The sequence below is a fragment of the Mycolicibacterium sp. SMGY-1XX genome, assembly GCF_059132455.1.
In genome coordinates this window covers 6,038,941-6,059,522 of record NZ_CP101139.1, presented here as the reverse complement: position 1 = coordinate 6,059,522, position 20,582 = coordinate 6,038,941, and the positions used below count along the sequence as shown (strand labels likewise).

Genomic DNA, 20,582 nt, shown 5'->3' with positions numbered 1-20,582 from the left:
GATCAATCCAGCACGGCCGGTAGCTCCGGGTTGGGCAGGTTGCTGCCCCGCCGGTTCGGGCAGGATCCCACCGCGCCGCGCAGCGGTGAGAACACCGCGGCGGCAATGTTGTTGGTGTTCACCGTCGCGGCCATCGTCTGGGCCAACTCGCCGTGGGCCGACACCTACACCACCTTCTGGGGCACTCATGTCGGCCTGAGCTTCGGCGACGCCCACGTCGAGCTGACGATGAAGCATCTGGTCAACGACGGATTGATGGCGTTCTTCTTCTTCATCGTCGGACTCGAGGTCACCAGCCAGTTCAAGATCGGTGAGCTCACGGACCGGGCCAGGGCGGTGGTCCCGGTGGTCGCCGCGCTGGCCGGATTGATCCTGCCCGCCGTGGTGTTCCTGCTGTTCAACCCCAGCGGCGAGAATGCCGCCGCCTGGGGTGTCGTCATCTCCACCGACACCGCGTTCCTGGTGGGTGCGCTGGCCATCATCGGGCCCAAATTCCCTGCCCGCCTTCGCACCTTTCTGCTGACGCTGGCCGTCGTCGACGATGTGGGCGCCCTGCTGGTCATCGCGTTCTTCTACTCCGAGCACGTCGAGGTGATGCCCCTGGTGGCCGCGGTGGTGCTGCTGGGTGCCATCGCACTGGTCCGGCACCTGCCCGCCTGGCGGGGTCCGGTGTATGCGGTACTGGCCTTCGCCCTGTGGGTGGCGCTGTACAACGGGGGAGTGCACCCCACTCTCGCGGGTGTCGGTGTGGCGCTGCTGATTCCGGTGTTCACTCCGCAGCGACAGCGTGTCGAGGCGGCCGTCGAGGTGATTCGCGCCTTCCGGCAGTCGCCGAACTCGGAGTACGCGCGGGAAGCCAGCCGCAGTCTGCGCGAATCGATCTCGATCAACGAACGCCTGCAGACCGGGTTCGGGCCCTACGTCTCCTTCCTGGTGCTGCCGCTGTTCGCGTTGGCCAACGCCGGGGTGCGGCTCGACGGTGCCACGGTGTCGGCGGCGCTGGCTTCGTCGCTGACCTGGGGCATCATCGCCGGTCTGGTGCTGGGCAAGCTGATCGGTATCACCGGCGCCACGGCTCTGGTGCGCAGATTGGGCCTCGGTCAGTTGGCGCCCGGACTCACGTTGCGCCGCATCGCCGGCGGTGCCGCGCTCTCGGGTATCGGGTTCACCATCTCCCTGTTCATCATCGACCTGGCGATCGAGGATCCGGTGAAACAGGACGAAGCCCGCGTCGGCGTCCTGGTGGCGTCGCTGGCCGCATTCGCCCTGGGCTGGGCCATCTTCCGGGTCACCGACCGGATAAGCCCTCCGGAACCGGTGGGCGCCAAGCTGATCCGCGATATCGACCCGTCCCGCGACCACATCCGCGGCAACCCGAACGCACCGCTGACACTGGTCGAGTACGGCGACTACGAATGCCCGTTCTGCAGCCGGGCCACCGGCGCCATCGACGAGGTCCGCGAGTACTTCGGTGACCAACTGTGCTACGTGTGGCGGCACCTGCCGCTGGAGAAAGTGCACCCCCGCGCCATGGACGCGGCGCTGGCCGCCGAAGCCGCGGGTCTGCAGGGCAAGTACTTCGACATGGGCAAGATCATGTTCCAGTTCCAGGACTACCTCGAGTGGGAGCACCTGTACCGCTACGCCGACAGCGTGGGCTGTGACATCCGGCAGTTCGACGAGGACCTGCAGTCCTCCAAGGTGCTGCACCGGGTCGAAGACGACGTTCAGGACGCCGAGCTGATGGACCTGCAGTCGGTGCCGACGTTCTTCGTCAACGGCAAACGCCACAAGGGACCGTGGGATGCGGCCAGTCTGATCCGTGCGCTGGAAGCCGGGAGGTCGTGAGCTTGCCCTCCACGGGGTGGCGAACGGGCCGGCGGGCTTAGATTGGTTTGGTGCGAGAAGTACTGAACGACCTGTTGGCGGTATGGCGCGCCGGTGGCACCGCCGGAGTGGGGACGGTGGTGCGCACCTTCCGGTCCGCGCCGCGGCCCGCCGGAGCCTCGATGGTCGTCGCGCCGGACGGCACCGTGAGCGGCTCGGTGTCGGGTGGCTGCGTGGAAGGCGCGCTCTACGAGCTGGCCACCGAGATCGCCGCCTCCGGTGAGCCCGTACTGCAGCGTTACGGGGTCAGCGATGACGACGCATTCGAGGTCGGATTGACCTGTGGCGGTGTGCTCGACGTGTTCGTCGAAGCCATCTCGCACACCACTTTCCCTGAATTCGATGCCGTGGCAGACGATATCGCCACGCACCAGCCGGTGGCGGTCGCCACGGTGATCGCCCACACCGACCCGCTGTGGCTCGGCCGACGCCTGATCGTGCGCCCCGGGGAGGTGTCGGGCAGTTTGGGCTCGGTCCGTGCGGACGCCGCGGTGACCGACGACGCGCGAGGCCTGTTGGCGGCCGGCCGTAGCGAAATCCTGACTTTCGGTCCCGACGGTCAACGCCGTGGCGAGGGGATGGAGGTCTTCGTCGCCAGCTACGCGCCGCAGCCGCGGATGCTGGTCTTCGGTGCCATCGACTTCGCCGCGGCCGTCGCGCAGCAGGGTTCGTTCCTCGGCTACCGGGTGACGGTGTGCGACGCCCGGCCGGTGTTCGCCACCGTCGCGCGCTTCCCGACCGCCGACGAGGTGGTGGTCGACTGGCCGCACCGGTACCTCGCCGCACAGGCCGACGCCGGCGCCATCGATGCGCGCACGGTGATATGCGTGCTCACCCACGACCCGAAATTCGACGTTCCCCTGCTCGAGGTGGCGCTTCGACTGCCCGAGGTGGCCTATATCGGCGCCATGGGTTCGCGGCGCACCCACCTCGATCGTCTCGACAGGCTGCGTGAAGCCGGCGTCACCGACGCCGAGATGGCGCTGATGTCCAGCCCCATCGGACTCGACCTCGGGGGCCGCACCCCCGAGGAGACGGCGGTCTCCATCGCGGCCGAGATCGTCGCCAAGCGGTGGGGTGGGGCCGGCCGTCCGCTCACCGAAACCGCCGGGCGGATTCACCACGAGCAGGTTTCGCCGAGCGAGTTGAGCCATTCCTCGCCTCGCGGGTGACGCGACAACCGATGCCGGGTGGGATGCGATGTGGCCCGGGTGTTGTCCTCTGGGACAACGCCAGTAGGGTCGGGACGAACCGTTGACACCTGTCAGGAATCAGGGAGACGCATGACCAGCAGCGAGCGCGCACGGATCGATTTCCCCTCCCGGGTCGGGGTCTGGTGGGCCAGCGACACCTGGGCGATGAGCGACGCCCAGGACGTGGCCCGCGAGATCGAGGACCTGGGCTACGGCTCGCTGTTCCTGCCCGAGACGGTGGGCAAGGAATGCCTCACCCAGTCGATGGCCTTCCTGGCCGCCACCAAGCGTCTGGTGATCGGCACCGGGATCGCCAACATCCACATCCGGCTGGCGTCCGCCGCCGAAGCGGGGGCACGCACCATCACCGGGCTGTACCCGGGCCGTTTTGTGCTCGGACTGGGGGTCAGCCACGGGCCGCTGGTCGAACACGGTATGGGCGGTTCCTACAGCAAGCCGCTTGCCACCATGCGCGGTTATCTGGAGCGGATGGCTGCCCTGCCCGAGCAGATCGAGCCGGGCTCCGGCCGCCCTGTCCGGCTGCTGGCCGCGCTGGGCCCGAAGATGATCGAGTTGTCCGGTGAGCGCGCCGACGGCGCTCATCCCTACCTGGTGACCCCGGAGCAGACCGCGACCACCCGCTCGATCCTGGGTCCGGACAAGTGGATCGTCTCCGAGCAGGCCGTCGTCGTCGGTGGCAGCGATGAGCAGCAACTGCAGTACGCCCACCAGCATCTCAACGTGTACAGCGGGCTGCCGAACTACCGGAACTCCTGGCTGCGTCAGGGGTTCGACGAATCCGATCTGGTTCGAGGTGGGTCTGAACGGCTGGCCCGCGCCGTCGTGGGATTGGGTTCAGTGGAGGATGCGGCCGCGAAGATCACCGCGCACTTGGATGCGGGAGCCGACCACGTGGTGGTGCAGGTGCTCGGCGACAGTCCGGTGGCCGACCCGCGTGAGTCGTTGCGGCAGCTGGCCGAGGTGCTGCAACCGGCGAGTGCCTAAGGCTGCTCCGGGGCCGGTTCCTTGGTTCCGGCGGACCGGCCGCGGGAGCGCTTCACGACTTCCATCACGATCGGGATGATCGACACCAGCACGATCGCGATGAAGATGAAGTCGACGTTGTCCCGGATGATGCTGATCTGCCCCAGCAGGTAGCCGAGCAGCGTCAAGCCGGCGCCCCAGATGATGCCGCCGAGGACGTTCCACTTGATGAACGTGGAGTACTTCATGTTCGCCGCGCCCGCCACCAGCGGCGCGTAGGTGCGCACGATCGGCACGAACCGGGCCAGGAAGATCATCGCCGGGCCGTGCCTGTCGAAGAAGTCGTGGGCTTCGTCGATGTAGCTCCTCTTGAACAGCTTGGCGTCTTCCTTGAACAGCCGTTCTCCGCCGCTCTTGCCGATCCAGTACCCCACCTGATCACCCAGGACGGCCGCCACGGGGATGGTCAGCATCAGCACCCACAGCGGGGCGAACGCCGGGACCTCCTCGGAACCGCCGGCGGCCACCAGGCCCGCGGTGAACAGCAGGGAGTCACCCGGCAGCAGCGGGAACAGCAGACCCGACTCGATGAAGACCACCAACAGCAGCCCCGCCAGCGTCCAGTTGCCGAAGGAGTTGAGCAGGGTCACCGGCTCCAGAAACCCTGGTAACAGGGCCAGATGGGTCACGGTTTCGGTCGAGGCCAGCACGGTCACGGCGACCAGAGTACCGGCGGGACCTGGTTGACCCGGTCCGCGCTGCTGTGGGGTGGCGCCTATTGAGATACTGCTTAGGACGCACGTAACACGCCGAGAAGCCATGCCAGCACGCCAGGAGGAGTCCGCACATGCCGATCGCCACGCCCGAGGTCTACGCCGAGATGCTGGGCCGCGCCAAGGAGAACTCGTACGCGTTCCCGGCCATCAACTGCACGTCCTCGGAAACCATCAATGCCGCTTTGAAGGGCTTCGCCGACGCGGGTAGCGACGGCATCATCCAGTTCTCCACCGGTGGCGCCGAATTCGGCTCCGGCCTCGGTGTCAAGGACATGGTGACCGGCGCGGTGGCACTTGCCGAGTTCGCCCATGTCGTCGCCGACAAGTACCCGATCACCGTCGCGCTGCACACCGACCACTGCCCCAAGGACAAGCTGGACACCTACGTCCGTCCGCTGCTGGCCATCTCGGCCGAGCGGGTCTCCAAGGGCGCCAACCCGCTGTTCCAGTCGCACATGTGGGACGGCTCGGCCGTGCCGATCGACGAGAACCTCGAGATCGCCAAGGAACTGCTGAAGCTGTCGGCCGAGGCCAAGATCATCCTCGAAATCGAGATCGGCGTGGTCGGCGGCGAGGAGGACGGCGTCGAAGCCGAGATCAACGACAAGCTCTACACCACCGCCGAGGACTTCGAGAAGACCATCGACGCACTCGGCGTCGGCGAGCACGGCAAGTACCTGCTGGCCGCGACATTCGGCAACGTGCACGGCGTCTACAAGCCGGGCAACGTCAAACTGCGTCCCGAGGTGCTCGACCAGGGCCAGAAGGTGGCCGTCGCCAAGCTCGGGCTGGCCGAGGGATCCAAGCCTTTCGACTTCGTGTTCCACGGCGGCTCGGGCTCGCTGAAATCGGAGATCGAGGACTCGCTGCGGTACGGCGTGGTGAAGATGAACGTCGACACCGACACCCAGTACGCCTTCACCCGCCCGCTCGCCGGTCACATGTTCTCCAACTACGACGGCGTGCTGAAGATCGACGGCGAGGTCGGCAACAAGAAGGTCTACGATCCGCGCAGCTACCTCAAGAAGGCTGAGGCGTCGATGTCCGAGCGCGTCGTCGAGGCCTGCAACGACCTGCACAGCGCAGGCAAGAGCGTCACGGCTTAGAGGGATTTCGGCGCGCTGGTAACCGCTGAGCGGTTACCAGCGCGCCGAAATCACAGGAATTACTGCGGGGACTGGCAGATCTTCCACTGCTCGTCGCGGAACTCCAGGTCGAAGCTGCGCGTCGACCGCGTGGAGGGGTCATAGGCCATGAAGCTGGTGACGTTGGCCTCGGCGTGGTCCCCGTTGACGACCACCTGGTCGATGCTGGCCACCACGGGATACTGCTTGGCTGCGGCCACCCGGGCGTGGGTGTCCGACCACTGCTGATCGTCGTACCTGGTGTAGCTGTCGGCGGTTTCGCCGCAGGTGACGTTGCGAAGTGTGGACAGGTCGCCGTTCTGGATGGCGGTGTCGAAGCTCTGGATGGTTTCGCGGACCTTGTCTTCCTGAGTGGCGGACGCATCCTCGCCGCGGGTGAGCAGCACCGTGCCCAGGATGGCCACTGCCGCCAGGGCGGCGATCACCAGGATCACCGCGACCACCCACCCCCAGCTGCGCTTGCGGCCGGGAATCTTGGGCTGGTCGGAGCGCGGCGGAATGGCCTGCGGGGCCGCCGGCCGTGGGGGCGACCCGGGCGGCGGCATCATCGGCGGCGCGAACGCGGGATCGGTGGCCCCACCCGGGACGGACATGATCTCCGTGGCCGGTTCGGGGGCGCGGCCGATGATCTGCGTGGAGCCGGCGTCCATTCCCGAGGGCGCGGTGAAGCGGCGCTCGCCCGAGGTGATGGCCGGTTCGGTCTTGTCGGTCTCCGGATGCTGATCCGGAACGGCGAACACCTCGGTGGCCGGCTCGTCATGGGCCTGCGAACTCTCGGTGTCGGCGTCGTGCGGGTGATCGTCGGCGGGGACCTTCGATTCGGCGTCCTGGTCCGGCCCTGAGGGGTCTGACATGGATCTGAGGTCCTCCCGTGTGGCGTGGCTGTGCGTGTTCGAGACTAGTGCCCACGGGCAGCACCAGCCGCCGCATCCCCACTCCCGCCCAGCACGGCACAATAGTCGCCATGACGCGGATGGGTGATCTTCTGGGACCGGAACCGGTGCTTCTGCCCGGTGATATCGAGGCGGAGGGGGATCTGGCGGCCGGCGAGAACCCGGCGATCGTGGCGGCGGCGCATCCGTCGGCCTCGGTGGCCTGGGCGGCGTTGGCCGAGCAGGCGCTCGACGAGGACAGGGCGATCACGGCTTACGCCTATGCGCGTACCGGTTATCACCGCGGACTCGACCAGTTGCGCCGCAACGGTTGGAAGGGTTTCGGCCCGGTGCCGTTCTCGCACGAGCCGAACCAGGGCTTCCTGCGGTGCGTCGCGACACTGGCGCGCGCCGCCGACGCCATCGGTGAGACACCCGAGTACGCGCGCTGCCTGGATCTGCTCGACGACTGCGATCCGCAGGCCCGAAAGGAACTCGGCCTCGGCTGAGCGCCTCTAGTGGGTGTGGCCGTGCTCGGATTCGGGCTCGGCCGGGCTCTGGCAGTCGTCGGTGCACCCGGGCGGTTCCACCTGGACGGTGGCATGGGCCAGCCCACGAGCGGCGAGGACGGCCTTGGCGTCGCCGAGTACCCGCGCGGAGTCGGCGGTGCTGGTCAGGTGCGCGGTGGCCATGTCCCTGCCGGGGACCAGCGTCCACACGTGCAGGTCGTGGACTTCGGTGACACCCGGCACCGCGCCGAGCGCCCGGCGGAGTTCGTCGACGTCGATGTGGTGGGGGGAGCTCTCCGAGAGGATCCGCAGCGCGGACCGCGCGAGCGAGAAAGCCCGCGGCAGCACCCACAGGGCCACCAGGACGGCGACGACGACGTCGGCGTACGGCCAGCCGGTGGTGACGGTGACGACGCCGGCGATCAGGACGCCGATGCTGCCGACCGTATCGGCGACCACTTCCATGTAGGCGCCTTTGACGGCAAGGCTCTTCTCGGAATCGCCGCGCAGCAGGAACACCACCACCGCGTTGGCGATCAGTCCGGCCAGCGCGACCACGATCAGGGGGACGCCGGGCACTGCCGGCGCCGAGTCCAGGCGCTCGAACGCTTCGTAGAGGATGAAGGCCGCGACACCCAGCAGGAGCACGGCGTTGGCGACCGCGGTGAACACCTCGGCGCGGTGCCAGCCGTAGGTGCGGGCCGGTGAGGTGGACCCGCGCCGCGCCAGCAGCACCGCGGTCAGGCCCATGAACATCGCCACCAGGTCGGTCAGCATGTGTCCGGCGTCGGCCAGCAGGGCGATCGAGTTGATCAGCAGCGCGGTGACCAACTCGACGATGAAGAACACGCTCAAGATCGCGGCGGCGATCAGCATGCGACTGACTCGTGTGTCACCGCCATGACTGTGGTCGTGTCCGGCACCCATGCCAGCAATATATGCGCATCCATGCATGTGTTGCAACCATGGGTGCAGCCCGGATTATGGAGCCCTACTTACATACACAGACAAATGTATTGTGGAGCCGTGATCAGGCAGCCGGCACGGCGGCGCAGCCAGGAAGAGCGCAGCGCCGAAACCCGGACCCGCCTGCTCGACGCCACCATCGAATGCCTGCTGCGCTATGGCTACAGCGGCACCACCACGCCGCGCGTCGCTGAGCTGGCCGGCGTGACCCGCGGTGCGCAGGTCCACCATTTCGGCTCCAAAGATGATCTGATGCTGGCCGCGTTGCAGCACCTGACGGCCAAGCGGATCTCCACCGAGGTGGCGCGCTTCTCACTGGATTTCGCCTCGGCCGACGACGTGATCGACGCGATTCTGGAGTTGCTCTGGGATATCCACAGCGCTCCCATCTTCATTCCCATCGTCGAACTGTGGGTGGCCGGTCGCACCGACACCGAGTTGGGCCGTGAGGTGGCAAAGTTCGAATCCGTAGCCACCACCACGTTGCTGTCGGTCATCGCGGAGTTCGCCCCCGAGGGGATACATCGATCGATGGCCGATTTCGTCTACACGGCGATGGACGCGTTGCGCGGAATCCTCATCTCGAGTTTCGTGGACAGCGACCCCAGCCGAGCGCGGCGACGCTGGGAGCGTGCCAGTGCCAACCTGCGTCGCATCGTCGATCCCGATGTCGCCGACTGGGCGCTGGCCCAGAGTGCCCGCTGACAAAAGCCCGGTTGACTGGCGCACTTACATACACGCCTGTATGTTTGTTTGGTCTGACGGCGCGCCAGGGTGGTATCTGCAAGAACGGGCGGCACGGTAGAGGGGGTCGTGTGAGCCCGCCGAGGGGTCTGATTCCGCCCCGGCGTGCCGTCGGACCCGCACTTCAGAGCCAGGCTGACCAGAACCGGGTGAGCTGACCGCCGATCGACGACAGGTGGCCCGGCACCCCGGACAATTCGTAGAGCCAGTACACCCCGCCGAAGAACCACTGGTTGAGTTCCGGTGCGATCAGCAACAGCAGCAGGATCAGGAAGCCCCACGGCTTGAAGCGGTCCAGGGCCCGCTGGGTGTCGTAGCTCAGATGCGGCTCCAGCGCCCCGTAGCCGTCCAGACCCGGGATCGGCAGCAGATTCAGCAGCACGGCCGTGACCTGTAGGAAGCCCAGGAATGCCACGCCCGACCAGAACACTCCGTGCGCCGAGTCGTAGAACAGCCGCGTCAGCGTCAGCAGCACCACCGCCAGCACCACGTTGGCCAGCGGCCCCGCCAGGCTCACCATGGTGCGCTGACGCGGTGACATGTTCGACGTCCGGACGTACACCGCGCCTCCGGGCAGGCCGATCCCGCCCAGCGCGATGAACAGCAGCGGCAGCCCCAGTGACAGCAGGGGACTGGAGTACTTCAACGGATTCAGCGTCAGGTAGCCGCGTACCGCCACGTCGTGATCGCCGTATCGCCACGCGGTGAAGGCGTGCCCGAACTCGTGCAGGCACAGCGACACCACCCATCCTGCGATGACGAACAGGAACACCCCGGCGTAGGCCAGTAGGGTCACCGATTCCGCGGCCAGCCACGCCAGCACACCGCCCACCACGGTGGCGGCGACGATCGCCAGGAAGACCGGGCTGGGGCGCACCGACTGGCCCACGGGGCGAATGCTCACGTGAATTGACGTTACCTAGACGCGCAACCAGCCCTCGATGTGCCGGTAGAACGTCGACCGGCGAGCGGGACGGGAGGCGGGCACGCCGTCGCGCACCACGATCACCCCCGGCGTGCCCAACTGGGCGGCGCGTCCGCTGACCCATGGCCCCGATCGCCAGCCGGTACCCAGCACTCGGGCCCGCAGCCCGGGCATGACGGCCGTCGGCTCCACCTCGACGCCGGCGACCGCGCCGTCGAACAGCACGGTGTCATCGACGATGCCCTCACCTTCGAGAAGCCCGCCCGCGTTGGCCGGCTGCCAGACCGCGCGGCCCACGATCACCTGTCCGGTCTCATCCCGGATCAGTGGAACGCGTTGTGCTGCAGCCGTTGTCGCTCGTCGTGCGCCGCGCCGTCCAGTCAGGTGAGCCACTTCGACTCCCAGCTGTTCCCGGCGCAGCAACCGGGTCAGAACGGTTGCCAGATCAACGTTCGAACCCAGCACCACCACCCGCGATACGCCGTCGACAGCAGTGTCCACGTCGGTCGGCTCGGTCACGTCCACCCGGGGGAGAGCTGCCACTGCCCGGGGCACTGTCCGGCTTCCGAAGCGCAGCACGACGGTCGGTGAGGCGGGCAAAGTCGCTCCTCGGAGATGGGCGGGCCGAAGTTCGGATAAGGTAGCTCACCGGCTGGAACACAATAAGCTGCGAGCCAAGCGGGAGATCTTTTCATGCCGGCAATCGTCCTGATCGGCGCCCAGTGGGGCGACGAGGGCAAAGGTAAAGCCACCGATCTTCTCGGTGGTCGCGTGCAGTGGGTTGTGCGCTATCAAGGTGGGAACAACGCCGGGCACACCGTGGTGTTGCCCACCGGCGAGAATTTCGCACTCCATCTGATCCCCTCGGGGATCCTCACGCCGGGGGTCACCAACGTGATCGGCAACGGCGTGGTCGTCGACCCCGGTGTGCTGCTCACGGAGCTGTCCGGCCTCGAGGAGCGCAACGTCGACACCTCGCGGCTGCTGATCTCCGCCGACGCACACCTGCTGATGCCGTACCACGTGGCCATCGACAAGGTGACCGAGCGCTACATGGGCAGCAAGAAGATCGGCACCACCGGCCGCGGTATCGGCCCCTGTTACCAGGACAAGATTGCCCGCATCGGTATCCGGGTGGCCGACGTGCTCGATCCGGCGTTGCTGGCGCAGAAGATCGAGGCCTCGCTGGAGCTGAAGAACCAGATCCTGGTCAAGATCTACAACCGCAAGGCGCTGAACGCCGACGAGGTGGTGCAACAACTGCTGGAGCAGGCCGAAGGCTTCAAGCACCGCATCGCTGATTCGCGCCTGCTGCTGAACCGGGCGCTGGAGCAGGGCGAGACGGTGTTGCTGGAAGGTTCGCAGGGCACGCTGCTCGACGTCGACCACGGCACCTATCCGTTCGTCACCTCCTCCAACCCGACCTCGGGGGGCGCCGCCGTCGGCTCCGGCATCGGACCCACCCGTATCACCACCGTGCTGGGCATCCTGAAGGCCTACACCACCCGGGTCGGCTCGGGCCCGTTCCCGACGGAGCTGTTCGACGAGTACGGCGCCTACCTGTCCAAGACCGGCGGCGAAGTGGGTGTGACCACCGGACGCGCACGTCGCTGCGGCTGGTTCGACGCCGTGATCGCGCGCTACGCCACCCGCGTCAACGGCATCACCGACTACTTCCTGACCAAGCTCGACGTGCTCTCCAGCCTCGAGACCGTGCCGATCTGCGTCGGGTACACCGTCAACGGCAAGCGCACCGACGAGATGCCGATGACACAGAGCGACATCGCCAAGGCCGAGCCGATCTACGAAGAACTGCCCGGCTGGTGGGAAGACATCTCCGGCGCGCGTTCCTTCGACGACCTGCCGGCGAAGGCGCGTGACTACGTGCTGCGGCTCGAAGAGCTTGCCGGAGCGCACGTTTCGTGCATCGGCGTGGGACCCGGCCGCGATCAGACCATCGTGCGGCGCGACATCCTGGCTCCGCGTCCGTGACGGATCAAGATCCTGAGTACGAGCATCACGGCGGGTTCCCGGTCTTCGAACCTGCCAAGCCGGGCCCCGGGTTCGGCAGGTTCCTGACGTCGATGCGACGGTTGCAGGACCTGGCCGTGTCCGCCGACCCCGGTCCGGACACCTGGGACGACGCCGCTGACCGGGTGGAAGCCCTGGTCGAGCTGCTGGAACCGTTCGAGGCCGGCGAAGGGGTGGGCCCGGCCAACCGCGTGGTCGAACTGCCCGGCGCGGGCAGCCTGCTGATGCCGCCGTACCGGGTCACCCGCTTCGAGCCCGACGGTGTGGAACTGGCGGTCGAGTTCAGCCGCTACCACGTGGGCGGCAACTATGCCGTGCACGGCGGTGTGCTGCCGCTGCTGTTCGATTCGGTGTTCGGCATGGTGATCCACGCTGCGGGCCGGCCGATCAGCCGCACCGCGTTCCTGCATGTCGAGTACCGCAAGGTCACCCCGATCGACACCACCTTGACGGCCACGGGCTGGATTCGCCAGGCCGAGGGCCGCAAGGCGTTCACCAACGCCGAACTACGCGACCCCGAGGGCAATCTGCTCGCCGAAGCCAACGGCCTGATGATCCGGTTGCTGGCCGGTCAACCCTGACGCGGGAATTTCGCGCCAATCCCGCACGGGGCGCGGTTTCAGCGGCACCATGAGCCGGTGAGCACCCCACGTTCTGAGCGCACTCTGCGGCGGCTGTCGACCCCGAAGGCCGCCGGCCTGGCCGGCGTACTGTTCGCGGTGTTGTTCGGTGCGGCCATCACGCTGATACACACCGCGCTGCCCGAGGGCGCCCGACCCGGCTCGCAATGGGTGGAAGGATCCGAAGACAGGCTGCGGCTGGCGGCGCTGCTGATGCCGTTCGCCGGTATCTGCTTCCTGTGGTTCATCGGGGTGGTGCGCGACGGGCTGGGCAAGTTCGAGGACAAGTTCTTCGCCTCGGTGTTCCTGGGCAGCGGTCTGCTGTTCCTGGCGATGATCTTCGTGGCGTCGGCGGTGGGTGTGGCCCTGGTGGCCAGCCGGACTGCGAACCTGGACGAGGTGGGTACGTTCGGGCAGACGCTGCTGATGACCTTGTCCAAGACGTATGCGCTGCGGATGGCCGGCGTGTTCATGATCTCGCTGGCCACCATCTGGCTCAAGACCGGATTGGTGTCACGGTGGCTGGTGGCGCTCACCTACGTGTTGGCGCTGACGTTGTTGGTGGCCAGCGAGCTGTCGATGTGGATGACGCTGACGTTCCCCGTCTGGGTGCTGATCGTCAGCGTGATGGCGCTGAAGCGGGCCGGACTGATCGATCTGCATCGCGAGGAGCCGGGCGCCTAGTCCGCGATGGCCAGTGCTCCCGACGGGCACAGCTGCACGGCCTTGCGCGCGTTGTCCTCTTCGCCGGCGGGGACGTCGGCGGTCAGCACCACCACCAGGCCGTCGTCGTCTTGATCGAACACCGCCTCGGTGCTCATCACGCACACTCCGGCGCCGATGCACACCTCACGGTCAGCCAGGACTCTCACCACGCCACCTCCAGTGACTGCAAGCCGTAGATGAAGTGGAATGACCGGAAGGCCACCTCGTCGAACGGCTCGGCCAGCCGCAGTGTGGGAAACCGTCGCAGCAGCGCCGGGAAGGCGAAACGCATCTCCATCCGGGCCAGCGGTGCACCCAGGCAATGGTGCACGCCGTGGCCGAAAGCCAAGTGGCCCATGGCTCCTCGGCTGATGTCGAGGGTTTCGGGTCTGTCGATGAAGCCTGGGTCGCGATTGCCCGAGGGCAGCGATACGAACACCAGCTGGTGTTTGGGGATCTGCACACCGGCGAGCTCGACCTCAGTGGTGGTGATGCGTGGAATGCCGGAGTGCACGATCGACAACCAGCGCAGCAGTTCTTCGACGGCCGGGCCCACCGCGGCGGGATCGTCACGCACAGCGGCCAGCTGGTCCGGATGCCGCAGCAGCGCCAGTGTGCCCAGGCTGAGCATGTTGGAGGTGGTCTCGTGTCCGGCGAGGAGAAGCAGACTGCAGATGCCCACCAGTTCGTCATCGGTGAGCTCGTCGCCGTGCTCGCGCACCAGCATGCCCAGCATGTCGTCTCCGGGGGCGCGACGGGCGCCGGTGACCAGTGTGTGCATGTAGGCGCGGCCCGTGCGTTGCAACTCGATCCGCTCCTCGAACGGGATCGACAGATCGAGCTGGCGGGCCGAGCGGTGCTGGAAGTCCTCGCGGTCGTCATAGGGCACCCCGAGCAGTTCGCAGATCACCAGCGACGGGATGGGCAACGCGAAGTCGGCCACGAGATCGCTTGGCGGCCCGGCCTTCTCCATGGCATCGAGCTGCCTTTCGACCAGTTCGACGATGCGTGGTTCCAGGCGTTTCATCCGGCGGGCGGTGAATTCCCCGGTCAGCATGCGGCGCAGCCGGGTGTGCCGCGGTGGGTCGAGGCCCAGCAGGTTGCCGGATTGCGCTGCCCTCTGTTCCTCTGCGTCGACGGCAGGAGCGCCGGGCACGACGAACCCGGTTGGCCGCTCGTTGGAGAAGCGCTCGGGATCGGCCAGCACGGCTTTGACGTCCTCGTGGCGGGTCACCAGGTACACCGGCATACCGAAAGCGTTGACGACGGTGCGCACACCCTCGTTCTCGCGGATCTCACCCAGCTCGGGAATGGGGTTGAAATCGGTGCGGCGCATGTGCAGCGGCGGTAGTGACGTGGCTTGCGGCGTCATGCCACGACGTTACGCGCGGTGCGGCTGATCGAGATTTCGCTCAGCGAGGAAATCGTCGATCACCGAGTTCACCAGCCCCCGACCCAGCCGTCGAAGATGGCGTCGGGCTCGTTCTCCGGATGTTGGGAGCGCCCGACCAGGAAGTCGAAATCGCACCCCCGGTCGGCCTGCAGCACCCGGTCGACGTACATCGAGGCGTATCCGCGGGTGTGGGAGGACGGCGGCACAGCGGCCTGCCGGCCCGCGAGTTCGTCATCCGAGACGAGTACCTCGAGAGTCCCGGCGGGTGCGTTCAGGGAAATGATGTCACCGTCGCGCACCAAGCCCAGCGGGCCACCGGCCGCCGACTCCGGGCTGACGTGCAGAACACAGGTACCGTAGGCGGTTCCGCTCATCCGGGCATCGGAGATTCGCACCATGTCGGTGACGCCCTGGCGAAGCAGCTTGCCGGGAATGGGTAGTTGTCCCCACTCCGGCATCCCGGGCGCACCGCGTGGCCCCGCATTACGCAGCACCAGAACGGAATCCGCGGTGACGTCCAGGTCGGGATCGTCGAAGCGGGCCATCATGTCTCGCATGTCGTCGAACACCACTGCCGGGCCCTGATGCACCAGCAGCGACGGGGTGGCCGCACTGCATTTGATCACCGCGCCGTTGGGCGCCAGGTTGCCGCGCACCACCGCGAGCCCCTGCGGCGGCTGAAACGGTGCGTCCAGCGTCGCGATGACCTCTGCGGCGGTGGACAACGTGGCTGGCAGGTTGTCGGCGACGGTCTTGCCGGTGACGGTCAGGGCGTCGGTATGCAGCAGCGCTTCGACCGATTTCATGACCGCCGGGATGCCGCCGGCGTGGAAGACCTGCTCGACGAGGTGCTCACCGGCGGGGCGGACATTGACCACCAGCGGCGTGCGGGCCGACAGTTCGTGGAAGCGGTCCAGCGTCAACGGAATGCCCACCCGGCCCGCGATGGCCAGCAGGTGCACGATCGCGTTGGTGGACCCGCCGACGGCCAGCATCAGAGTGATGGCGTTGTCGAAGGCTTCGGACGTGAGCACCTGCGAGGGCCGCAGTCCCTCGGTGGCCAACCCCACTGCCCGTGCGCCCACCTCTTCGGCCACCTGGAGCCGCCGGGAATCCATGGCCGGCACCGCGGCGGTGCCGGGCAGCGTCATCCCGAGCCCCTCGACGAGCGTGGCCATGGTGGAGGCCGTGCCCATCTCCGGACAGTGCCCGCGCGACGGGCCGGCGGCCGCCTCCAACCGCTCGTAGTCGGCCATCGACATGCGGCCGGCGCGAACGTCGTCGATGTACTGCCACAGGTCGGTGCCCACCCCGATCTGCTTGCCGTCGAACACCGCTGGGGCGGCGGGCCCGCCGGTGAGGACGATGGCCGGCACATCCGCACTGGCCGCACCCATCAGTTGCGCGGGCACGGTCTTGTCGCAGCCGCCCAGCAGTACCACCGCGTCGAACGGATACGCGCGGATGGATTCCTCCACGTCCATCGCCATCAGGTTGCGGAACAGCATGGTCGTCGGCTTCATCAGCTGCTCGCCCAATGACATGGTGGGGAACTCCAGCGGAAATCCGCCCGCTGCCAGCACACCACGCCGCACCGAGTCGGCGAGACCGCGAAAATGCATGTTGCAGTTCACGACTTCGGACCACGAGTTGCAGATCCCGACGATGGGTCTGCCCTCGAAAGCCATCCGTGAGAACCCGGATGCCCGCATGGCCGACCGATGCACGAACCCCGGCACGTTCTGCCCGGCGAACCATTTGGCGCTGCGTAACTCGCTCACCGGACACGCGCCGCGTAGGCGGTGATCTTGCGCAGCGCGGGCTGCCGCGCGGCCTGGTACCCGAACCAGCGGCCCGGCCGGGTGCCCATCAGCGTCCCGACCATCCGCTGCTGCCACGGTGCCTTGGCCGCAGTTGACAGGGCCCTGGGTGCAGGAGCCACCCCGTCGGCATCGGCGAGAGCGACCTTGGCGGCGTTGTGGCCGTTGGCTCCCATCACGCCGCCGCCGGGGTGGGTGCCGGATCCGCAGAGGTAGTAATTCTTCACGGGGGTGCGGTAATTCGCGAGCTCGGGGATGGGGCGGGCACCGAACAGCTGATCGAGCATCATGCTGCCGTGGAAGATGTTGCCGTCGGTGATCAGGTACTCGTTGTGCAGATCGTCGGGGGTGATGATCACCCGGTCCAGGATGTGTTCCCGGAGGTTCGGCGCGTAGGTGTAGAGCTCTTCGAGCACCAGGTCCGCCCACTTCTCCTTCTCGGCGGCCCAGGTGGTGCCGGTGAGTTCGGACGGCAGCTGCTGGATACCGAGGGTCATGGTGTGCAGGCCCGCGGGTGCCAGCGAGTCGTCGGTGACGGACTGGGTGACGGCTTCGATGACGAAGGTGCTGGGGAAGGTGCCGCGGCGTTGCGCTTCGTAGGCCTCTTCGAAGGCCTCGCGGCTGGGACCCAGCAGCTGGTGTCCGTGGTGCTGCGGGCCAACCGATGCGTCGGCGAACGGAAGGTACTGCGGCAGTTCGTCGATCAGCAGGTGGATCCTGGCCATCGAGCCGCGGGTGTCGATGTTCGCGACGTCGCGCACCAACTTCGGCGGAAGGACACCAGGATCGAGGAGCCCCAGCAGTGAGCGCTTGGGGTCGGCGTTGGAGAACACCTGGGCGGCGGTGACCACCGAGCCGTCCCGGAGCCGGACACCGGTGGCCACTCCACGTTCGACGATCACCGTGTCCACCGGAGCCGATGTGCGGATGGTGGCCCCGTGTGCTCGGGCGCCCGCCGCGAGCGCCTCACTGATCGCCCCCATCCCGCCGCGAGCCATCCCGAATTGGCCGAAGTTGCCGTTGAACTCGCCCCAGGAATGGTGCCCGTAGGTGTAGGCGGTGCCCGGGGTGGACGGGCCGCCGAAGATCGAGACCATGCCGAAGAACGTGAGCATGCTCTTGAGCCGTTCGTCGTCGAAATACCGGTCCAGCAGATCGCGCACCGACAGCAGGGTGAACTCGTCGAACAGCGTCTGCTCACCTGCGGCCTCGAACGCCGCGAGAACCTCGGAGCGCTCCGGGGGAGGCTTGAGCAGGTAGGGCGTCACCAGCCCGGCGAAGCGCTGCAACCGGATCCCGAAATCGAGGAACGCCTGCGCGTCCTTCTTGTTCAGCTTCTCGAGTTCGCGCAGGGTCCGGTCGGTCTCCTTCCACATGGTGAAGTGCGTACCGTCGCGGAACAGGCTGAACGACAACGCATCACCCTGGTAGAGATCCAGGCCGTACTTGGCCAGCTCGAGTTCGGTGATGATCTCCGGGCGCAGCAGGCCGGCGATGAACGCGCACGACGACCATTTCGAGCCAGGGATCAGTTCCTCGGTGACGCAGGCGCCGCCGACGACGTTGCGGGCCTCGAGCACCAGCACTTTCTTGCCGGCGCGGGCGAGGTAGTTGGCGGTGACGAGGCCGTTGTGGCCGGCGCCGATGATGACGGCGTCATAGTCGGTTGTCATCAGATCTCCTGAGGCAGCGGGGAATGACGGGTGAAGACGGTGGTGACGCTGCCGGGTTCCACCAGTTCGTCGAAGCGTGCGACGACGGGCTTCAACTGGGGGGCGTTGTCGCGGACCGTCTCCCATTCGGGCCAGGACGCCACGGTCATGATTTCCACAACGGTGCCGTCGTCGGAGAGATAGACCTCGAATCCGAGGACCTCGTCGAAGCTCAGACAGACAGGTCGGTCGAGTTCGGCGGAGAACTGCTCGAAATCCGAAACCGGCACCCCGGGGCGCAGCCGGAACGTGTTGATGGCGCTGACCGTCATGTCAGGCGCTCTCACGGTTGATCATCACGTGCTTGATCTCGGTGTACTCCTCGAGCGCGTACACCGACATGTCCTTGCCGTTGCCGGACTGTTTGAATCCGCCGTGCGGCATCTCGGGGGTGACGGGCAGGTGGTCGTTGACCCACACCGTGCCGAACTGCAGGTCGGCCGAGGCGGTCATGGCCCGGCCGATGTCCTGGGTGAAAACCGATGCAGCCAAGCCGTATTCGGTGTCGTTGGCCCAGGCGATCACATCGTCGTTGTCGCTGAACCTGGTCACCGAGGTCACCGGACCGAACACCTCGGTGCTGACGATCTCGTCGCCCTGGCGCGCGCCGACCACCACGGTGGGGGCGGTGTAGAAGCCGGTGCCGGGGTTGTCGCCCTGGATCAGTTCGGTGTGGCCGGTGGCCTTGGCGCGGGCCACGAACCCTTCCACCCGGTCCCGGTGCTCGGCGGTGATGACCGGTCCCATGGCGGTGTTCTCATCGGCGATGTCGCCGAGATCGAGTTCCTTGACCGCTTTTTCGAGACCGGACACCAGATCGTCGTGCACCGACTCGTGGACGTAGAGCCGGGAGGCCGCCATACAGTCCTGGCCGGAATTGCAGAACGCGCCCTCCATGATCTTGGCGACGGTCAGCGCGATATCGGCGTCGGGGTACACCAGTACCGGGGCCTTGCCGCCGAGTTCGAGGTGCAGCCGCTTGAGGTTGGAGTCGGCCGAGGCGCGCATCAGGGCCCGGCCGGTGTCGACCGAGCCGGTGAGTGAGGACATCCGCACCAGCGGGTGGGAGACCAGGCGCGCACCGACGTCCTCGCCGTCGCCGGTGACGATGTTGAGCACACCGGCGGGGAACAGGTCGGCAGCAAGTTCGGCGAGGCGCAGCACCGAGAACGGGGTGTGTTCAGAAGGCTTGAGCACCAGCGTGTTTCCGGTGAGCAGGGCGGGCGAGATCTTCCAGATGGCCATCAGCAGGGGGTAGTTCCACGGGGCCACCGAGCCGACGACGCCCAGCGGGTCGCGCCGGATGATGCTGGTTTTGCCGCGGACGAATTCGCCGGCCGCGCGGCCTTCCATGGTGCGGGCGCCGCCGGCGAAGAACCGGAGGTGATCGGGGATCATCTCCATCTCCTCGAGGGCCAGGCCGATGGGCTTGCCCACGTTGCGTGACTCGATCTCGGCGAGGGTGGGTGCGTCGTCTTCGATGCGGTCGGCGAGCTTGAGGAAGGCGCGGGCCCGTTCGCCGACGGGCGTGCGGGCCCAGTCCGGGAAGGCGGCGTGAGCGGCGGCGACGGCCTTGTCGACGTCGGCGACGGTGCCGTGGGCCATCTCGGCGAAGGCTTCCCCGGTGGTGGGTGCGGGGATCTGGTCTTTGGCGCCCCCGGAGGCGTCGGTCCAGGCGCCGTCGATGAACATCTTGTCGTGAAAGGTCATGATTGCTCCAGTTCAGTTCGGGCCGGCGTTGGCGGCCGTGGTCAGCAGGGCGCGTACCGCGTCCTTGGAAATCGGTTGTTGCGCAATGGACATGTGCACCATCAGTCCTTCGATGACGACGTCCAGCAGGCGGGCGGTGGCGCGGTCGAAGTGCTGTGCCAGGGCGTCTTCGGCGCGCTCCATCCATTCCTGGGTGATGCGTTTGTTGTCTGCCCTACGCACGGCGTCGCCGTACAGTTCGAAAGTCACGGCGAGTTCGTTGGGGTTGGCGGCCAGGTCGTCGGTGATGGCCAGCACGATGCACTCGATCAGATCCGCGCCGGGTTCGCAGGCCGCCAACCGGTTTTCGAACCGGGTCGCGAGCTTGTCGACGTGGGTCTGGAAGGCGAGTTGGACGATATCGTCGAGCGTCTTGAAGTGATACGTGATCGAACCGAGGGGGACGTCGGCGGCTTCGCCGATCGCGCGGTGCGTGATGCCTGCAACACCGTCGCGGGCCAGGACTGCCAGGGCCGACTCCACGATGCGCTCCTTTCTGTCTGGGTCGTGACGGCGGGCGCGCCGGGGAGCGGTGGCCATGGTCGACCTCT

Annotated in this window: 21 protein-coding genes; 9 read left to right on the top strand and 12 right to left on the bottom strand. The window is 67.1% G+C overall.

What is annotated here, in order from left to right; genetic code table 11:
* The first annotated feature begins 30 nt into the window (after positions 1 to 30).
* The 3 genes from nhaA (at position 31) to NL241_RS28920 (ending at position 4,085) form a co-directional block, all read left to right on the top strand.
* Positions 31 to 1,848 carry a Na+/H+ antiporter NhaA gene (gene nhaA, locus NL241_RS28930; protein ID WP_487694192.1) on the top strand — a complete coding sequence of 606 codons (1,818 nt, stop codon included), beginning with the start codon at positions 31 to 33 and terminating at the stop codon, positions 1,846 to 1,848.
* A 50-nt stretch (positions 1,849 to 1,898) separates the two neighbouring features.
* Positions 1,899 to 3,059 carry an XdhC family protein gene (locus NL241_RS28925; RefSeq protein WP_494395743.1) on the top strand — a complete coding sequence of 387 codons (1,161 nt, stop codon included), beginning with the start codon at positions 1,899 to 1,901 and terminating at the stop codon, positions 3,057 to 3,059.
* A 111-nt stretch (positions 3,060 to 3,170) separates the two neighbouring features.
* Positions 3,171 to 4,085, top strand: coding sequence for an LLM class F420-dependent oxidoreductase (locus NL241_RS28920; protein ID WP_494395742.1), 915 nt, complete (start codon positions 3,171 to 3,173; stop codon positions 4,083 to 4,085).
* Here the strand turns inward: NL241_RS28920 and NL241_RS28915 are convergent.
* Positions 4,082 to 4,780 (bottom strand): VTT domain-containing protein, encoded by a 699-nt coding sequence (locus NL241_RS28915; protein ID WP_487694144.1) that lies wholly within the window; start codon positions 4,778 to 4,780, stop codon positions 4,082 to 4,084. The genes NL241_RS28920 and NL241_RS28915 overlap by 4 nt on opposite strands.
* Before the next feature lie 131 nt (positions 4,781 to 4,911).
* Here NL241_RS28915 and fbaA point away from each other — a divergent pair, with 131 nt between their 5' ends.
* Positions 4,912 to 5,946, top strand: coding sequence for a class II fructose-bisphosphate aldolase (gene fbaA / locus NL241_RS28910; protein ID WP_487694145.1), 1,035 nt, complete (start codon positions 4,912 to 4,914; stop codon positions 5,944 to 5,946).
* Positions 5,947 to 6,005: 59 nt separating this feature from the next.
* On the opposite strand, the gene NL241_RS28905 is transcribed toward fbaA, so the two are convergent.
* On the bottom strand, positions 6,006 to 6,839 hold the full coding sequence (locus NL241_RS28905; protein WP_494395741.1) for an Rv0361 family membrane protein: 834 nt from the start codon (positions 6,837 to 6,839) through the stop codon (positions 6,006 to 6,008).
* Positions 6,840 to 6,949: 110 nt separating this feature from the next.
* Between NL241_RS28905 and NL241_RS28900 the strand changes: the two genes are divergently transcribed.
* On the top strand, positions 6,950 to 7,366 hold the full coding sequence (locus tag NL241_RS28900; RefSeq protein WP_494395740.1) for a DUF3151 domain-containing protein: 417 nt from the start codon (positions 6,950 to 6,952) through the stop codon (positions 7,364 to 7,366).
* Positions 7,367 to 7,372: 6 nt separating this feature from the next.
* Here the strand turns inward: NL241_RS28900 and NL241_RS28895 are convergent, their stop codons facing one another.
* Positions 7,373 to 8,293, bottom strand: coding sequence for a cation diffusion facilitator family transporter (locus tag NL241_RS28895; protein WP_487694148.1), 921 nt, complete (start codon positions 8,291 to 8,293; stop codon positions 7,373 to 7,375).
* 99 nt (positions 8,294 to 8,392) lie between these two features.
* Here NL241_RS28895 and NL241_RS28890 point away from each other — a divergent pair, with 99 nt between their 5' ends.
* Positions 8,393 to 9,037, top strand: a complete 645-nt coding sequence (locus tag NL241_RS28890; RefSeq protein ID WP_487694149.1) for a TetR/AcrR family transcriptional regulator — start codon at positions 8,393 to 8,395, stop codon at positions 9,035 to 9,037.
* Positions 9,038 to 9,200: 163 nt separating this feature from the next.
* Here the strand turns inward: NL241_RS28890 and NL241_RS28885 are convergent, their stop codons facing one another.
* Entirely contained in the window at positions 9,201 to 9,980 is a 780-nt protein-coding gene (locus NL241_RS28885) for a site-2 protease family protein (RefSeq protein WP_487694150.1), read from the bottom strand.
* Positions 9,981 to 9,995: 15 nt separating this feature from the next.
* A complete protein-coding gene (locus NL241_RS28880; RefSeq protein WP_494395739.1) occupies positions 9,996 to 10,601 on the bottom strand; it encodes a peptidase M50 in 606 nt (201 codons plus the stop codon).
* A 93-nt stretch (positions 10,602 to 10,694) separates the two neighbouring features.
* Here NL241_RS28880 and NL241_RS28875 point away from each other — a divergent pair, with 93 nt between their 5' ends.
* The 3 genes from NL241_RS28875 to NL241_RS28865 are packed head-to-tail and all read left to right on the top strand — an operon-like array spanning position 10,695 to position 13,336.
* Positions 10,695 to 11,993 (top strand): adenylosuccinate synthase, encoded by a 1,299-nt coding sequence (locus tag NL241_RS28875; RefSeq protein ID WP_494395738.1) that lies wholly within the window; start codon positions 10,695 to 10,697, stop codon positions 11,991 to 11,993.
* The gene (locus NL241_RS28870; RefSeq protein ID WP_487694154.1) at positions 11,990 to 12,613 is read left to right on the top strand and encodes a PaaI family thioesterase; all 624 of its coding nucleotides are present in this window, start codon (positions 11,990 to 11,992) and stop codon (positions 12,611 to 12,613) included. The genes NL241_RS28875 and NL241_RS28870 overlap by 4 nt, the downstream gene beginning before the upstream one ends.
* 57 nt (positions 12,614 to 12,670) lie before the next feature.
* Entirely contained in the window at positions 12,671 to 13,336 is a 666-nt protein-coding gene (locus NL241_RS28865; RefSeq protein WP_487694155.1) for a hypothetical protein, read from the top strand.
* Here NL241_RS28865 and NL241_RS28860 read toward each other — a convergent pair.
* The 7 genes from NL241_RS28860 to NL241_RS28830 form a co-directional block, all read right to left on the bottom strand.
* Entirely contained in the window at positions 13,333 to 13,524 is a 192-nt protein-coding gene (locus tag NL241_RS28860; RefSeq protein WP_487694156.1) for a ferredoxin, read from the bottom strand. The two genes, NL241_RS28865 and NL241_RS28860, sit on opposite strands and share 4 nt — an antisense overlap.
* Positions 13,521 to 14,729, bottom strand: a complete 1,209-nt coding sequence (locus tag NL241_RS28855) for a cytochrome P450 (protein ID WP_487694157.1) — start codon at positions 14,727 to 14,729, stop codon at positions 13,521 to 13,523. Before NL241_RS28855 ends, NL241_RS28860 begins: the two co-directional genes overlap by 4 nt.
* A gap of 68 nt (positions 14,730 to 14,797) precedes the next feature.
* Positions 14,798 to 16,531 (bottom strand): dihydroxy-acid dehydratase, encoded by a 1,734-nt coding sequence (locus NL241_RS28850; RefSeq protein WP_494395737.1) that lies wholly within the window; start codon positions 16,529 to 16,531, stop codon positions 14,798 to 14,800.
* Positions 16,528 to 18,243 (bottom strand): phytoene desaturase family protein, encoded by a 1,716-nt coding sequence (locus NL241_RS28845; RefSeq protein ID WP_494395736.1) that lies wholly within the window; start codon positions 18,241 to 18,243, stop codon positions 16,528 to 16,530. Before NL241_RS28845 ends, NL241_RS28850 begins: the two co-directional genes overlap by 4 nt.
* Entirely contained in the window at positions 18,243 to 18,569 is a 327-nt protein-coding gene (locus NL241_RS28840) for a RedY/HapK family protein (RefSeq protein ID WP_487694161.1), read from the bottom strand. Before NL241_RS28840 ends, NL241_RS28845 begins: the two co-directional genes overlap by 1 nt.
* Positions 18,556 to 19,992 carry an aminobutyraldehyde dehydrogenase gene (locus tag NL241_RS28835; RefSeq protein ID WP_494395735.1) on the bottom strand — a complete coding sequence of 479 codons (1,437 nt, stop codon included), beginning with the start codon at positions 19,990 to 19,992 and terminating at the stop codon, positions 18,556 to 18,558. Before NL241_RS28835 ends, NL241_RS28840 begins: the two co-directional genes overlap by 14 nt.
* Positions 19,993 to 20,004: 12 nt before the next feature.
* The gene (locus NL241_RS28830) at positions 20,005 to 20,514 is read right to left on the bottom strand and encodes a TetR/AcrR family transcriptional regulator (RefSeq protein WP_494395734.1); all 510 of its coding nucleotides are present in this window, start codon (positions 20,512 to 20,514) and stop codon (positions 20,005 to 20,007) included.
* Positions 20,515 to 20,582: the final 68 nt, after the last annotated feature.

Excerpts from the sequence above, each read along its gene's own strand:
- fbaA (WP_487694145.1), top strand. The coding sequence starts at position 4,912 with ATGCCGATCGCCACGCCCGAGGTCTACGCCGAGATGCTGGGCCGCGCC.
- NL241_RS28905 (WP_494395741.1), bottom strand. The coding sequence starts at position 6,839 with ATGTCAGACCCCTCAGGGCCGGACCAGGACGCCGAATCGAAGGTCCCC.
- NL241_RS28845 (WP_494395736.1), bottom strand. The coding sequence starts at position 18,243 with ATGACAACCGACTATGACGCCGTCATCATCGGCGCCGGCCACAACGGC.
- NL241_RS28855 (WP_487694157.1), bottom strand. The coding sequence starts at position 14,729 with ATGACGCCGCAAGCCACGTCACTACCGCCGCTGCACATGCGCCGCACC.
- NL241_RS28900 (WP_494395740.1), top strand. The coding sequence starts at position 6,950 with ATGACGCGGATGGGTGATCTTCTGGGACCGGAACCGGTGCTTCTGCCC.
- NL241_RS28895 (WP_487694148.1), bottom strand. The coding sequence starts at position 8,293 with ATGGGTGCCGGACACGACCACAGTCATGGCGGTGACACACGAGTCAGT.
- NL241_RS28835 (WP_494395735.1), bottom strand. The coding sequence starts at position 19,992 with ATGACCTTTCACGACAAGATGTTCATCGACGGCGCCTGGACCGACGCC.
- NL241_RS28875 (WP_494395738.1), top strand. The coding sequence starts at position 10,695 with ATGCCGGCAATCGTCCTGATCGGCGCCCAGTGGGGCGACGAGGGCAAA.
- NL241_RS28920 (WP_494395742.1), top strand. The coding sequence starts at position 3,171 with ATGACCAGCAGCGAGCGCGCACGGATCGATTTCCCCTCCCGGGTCGGG.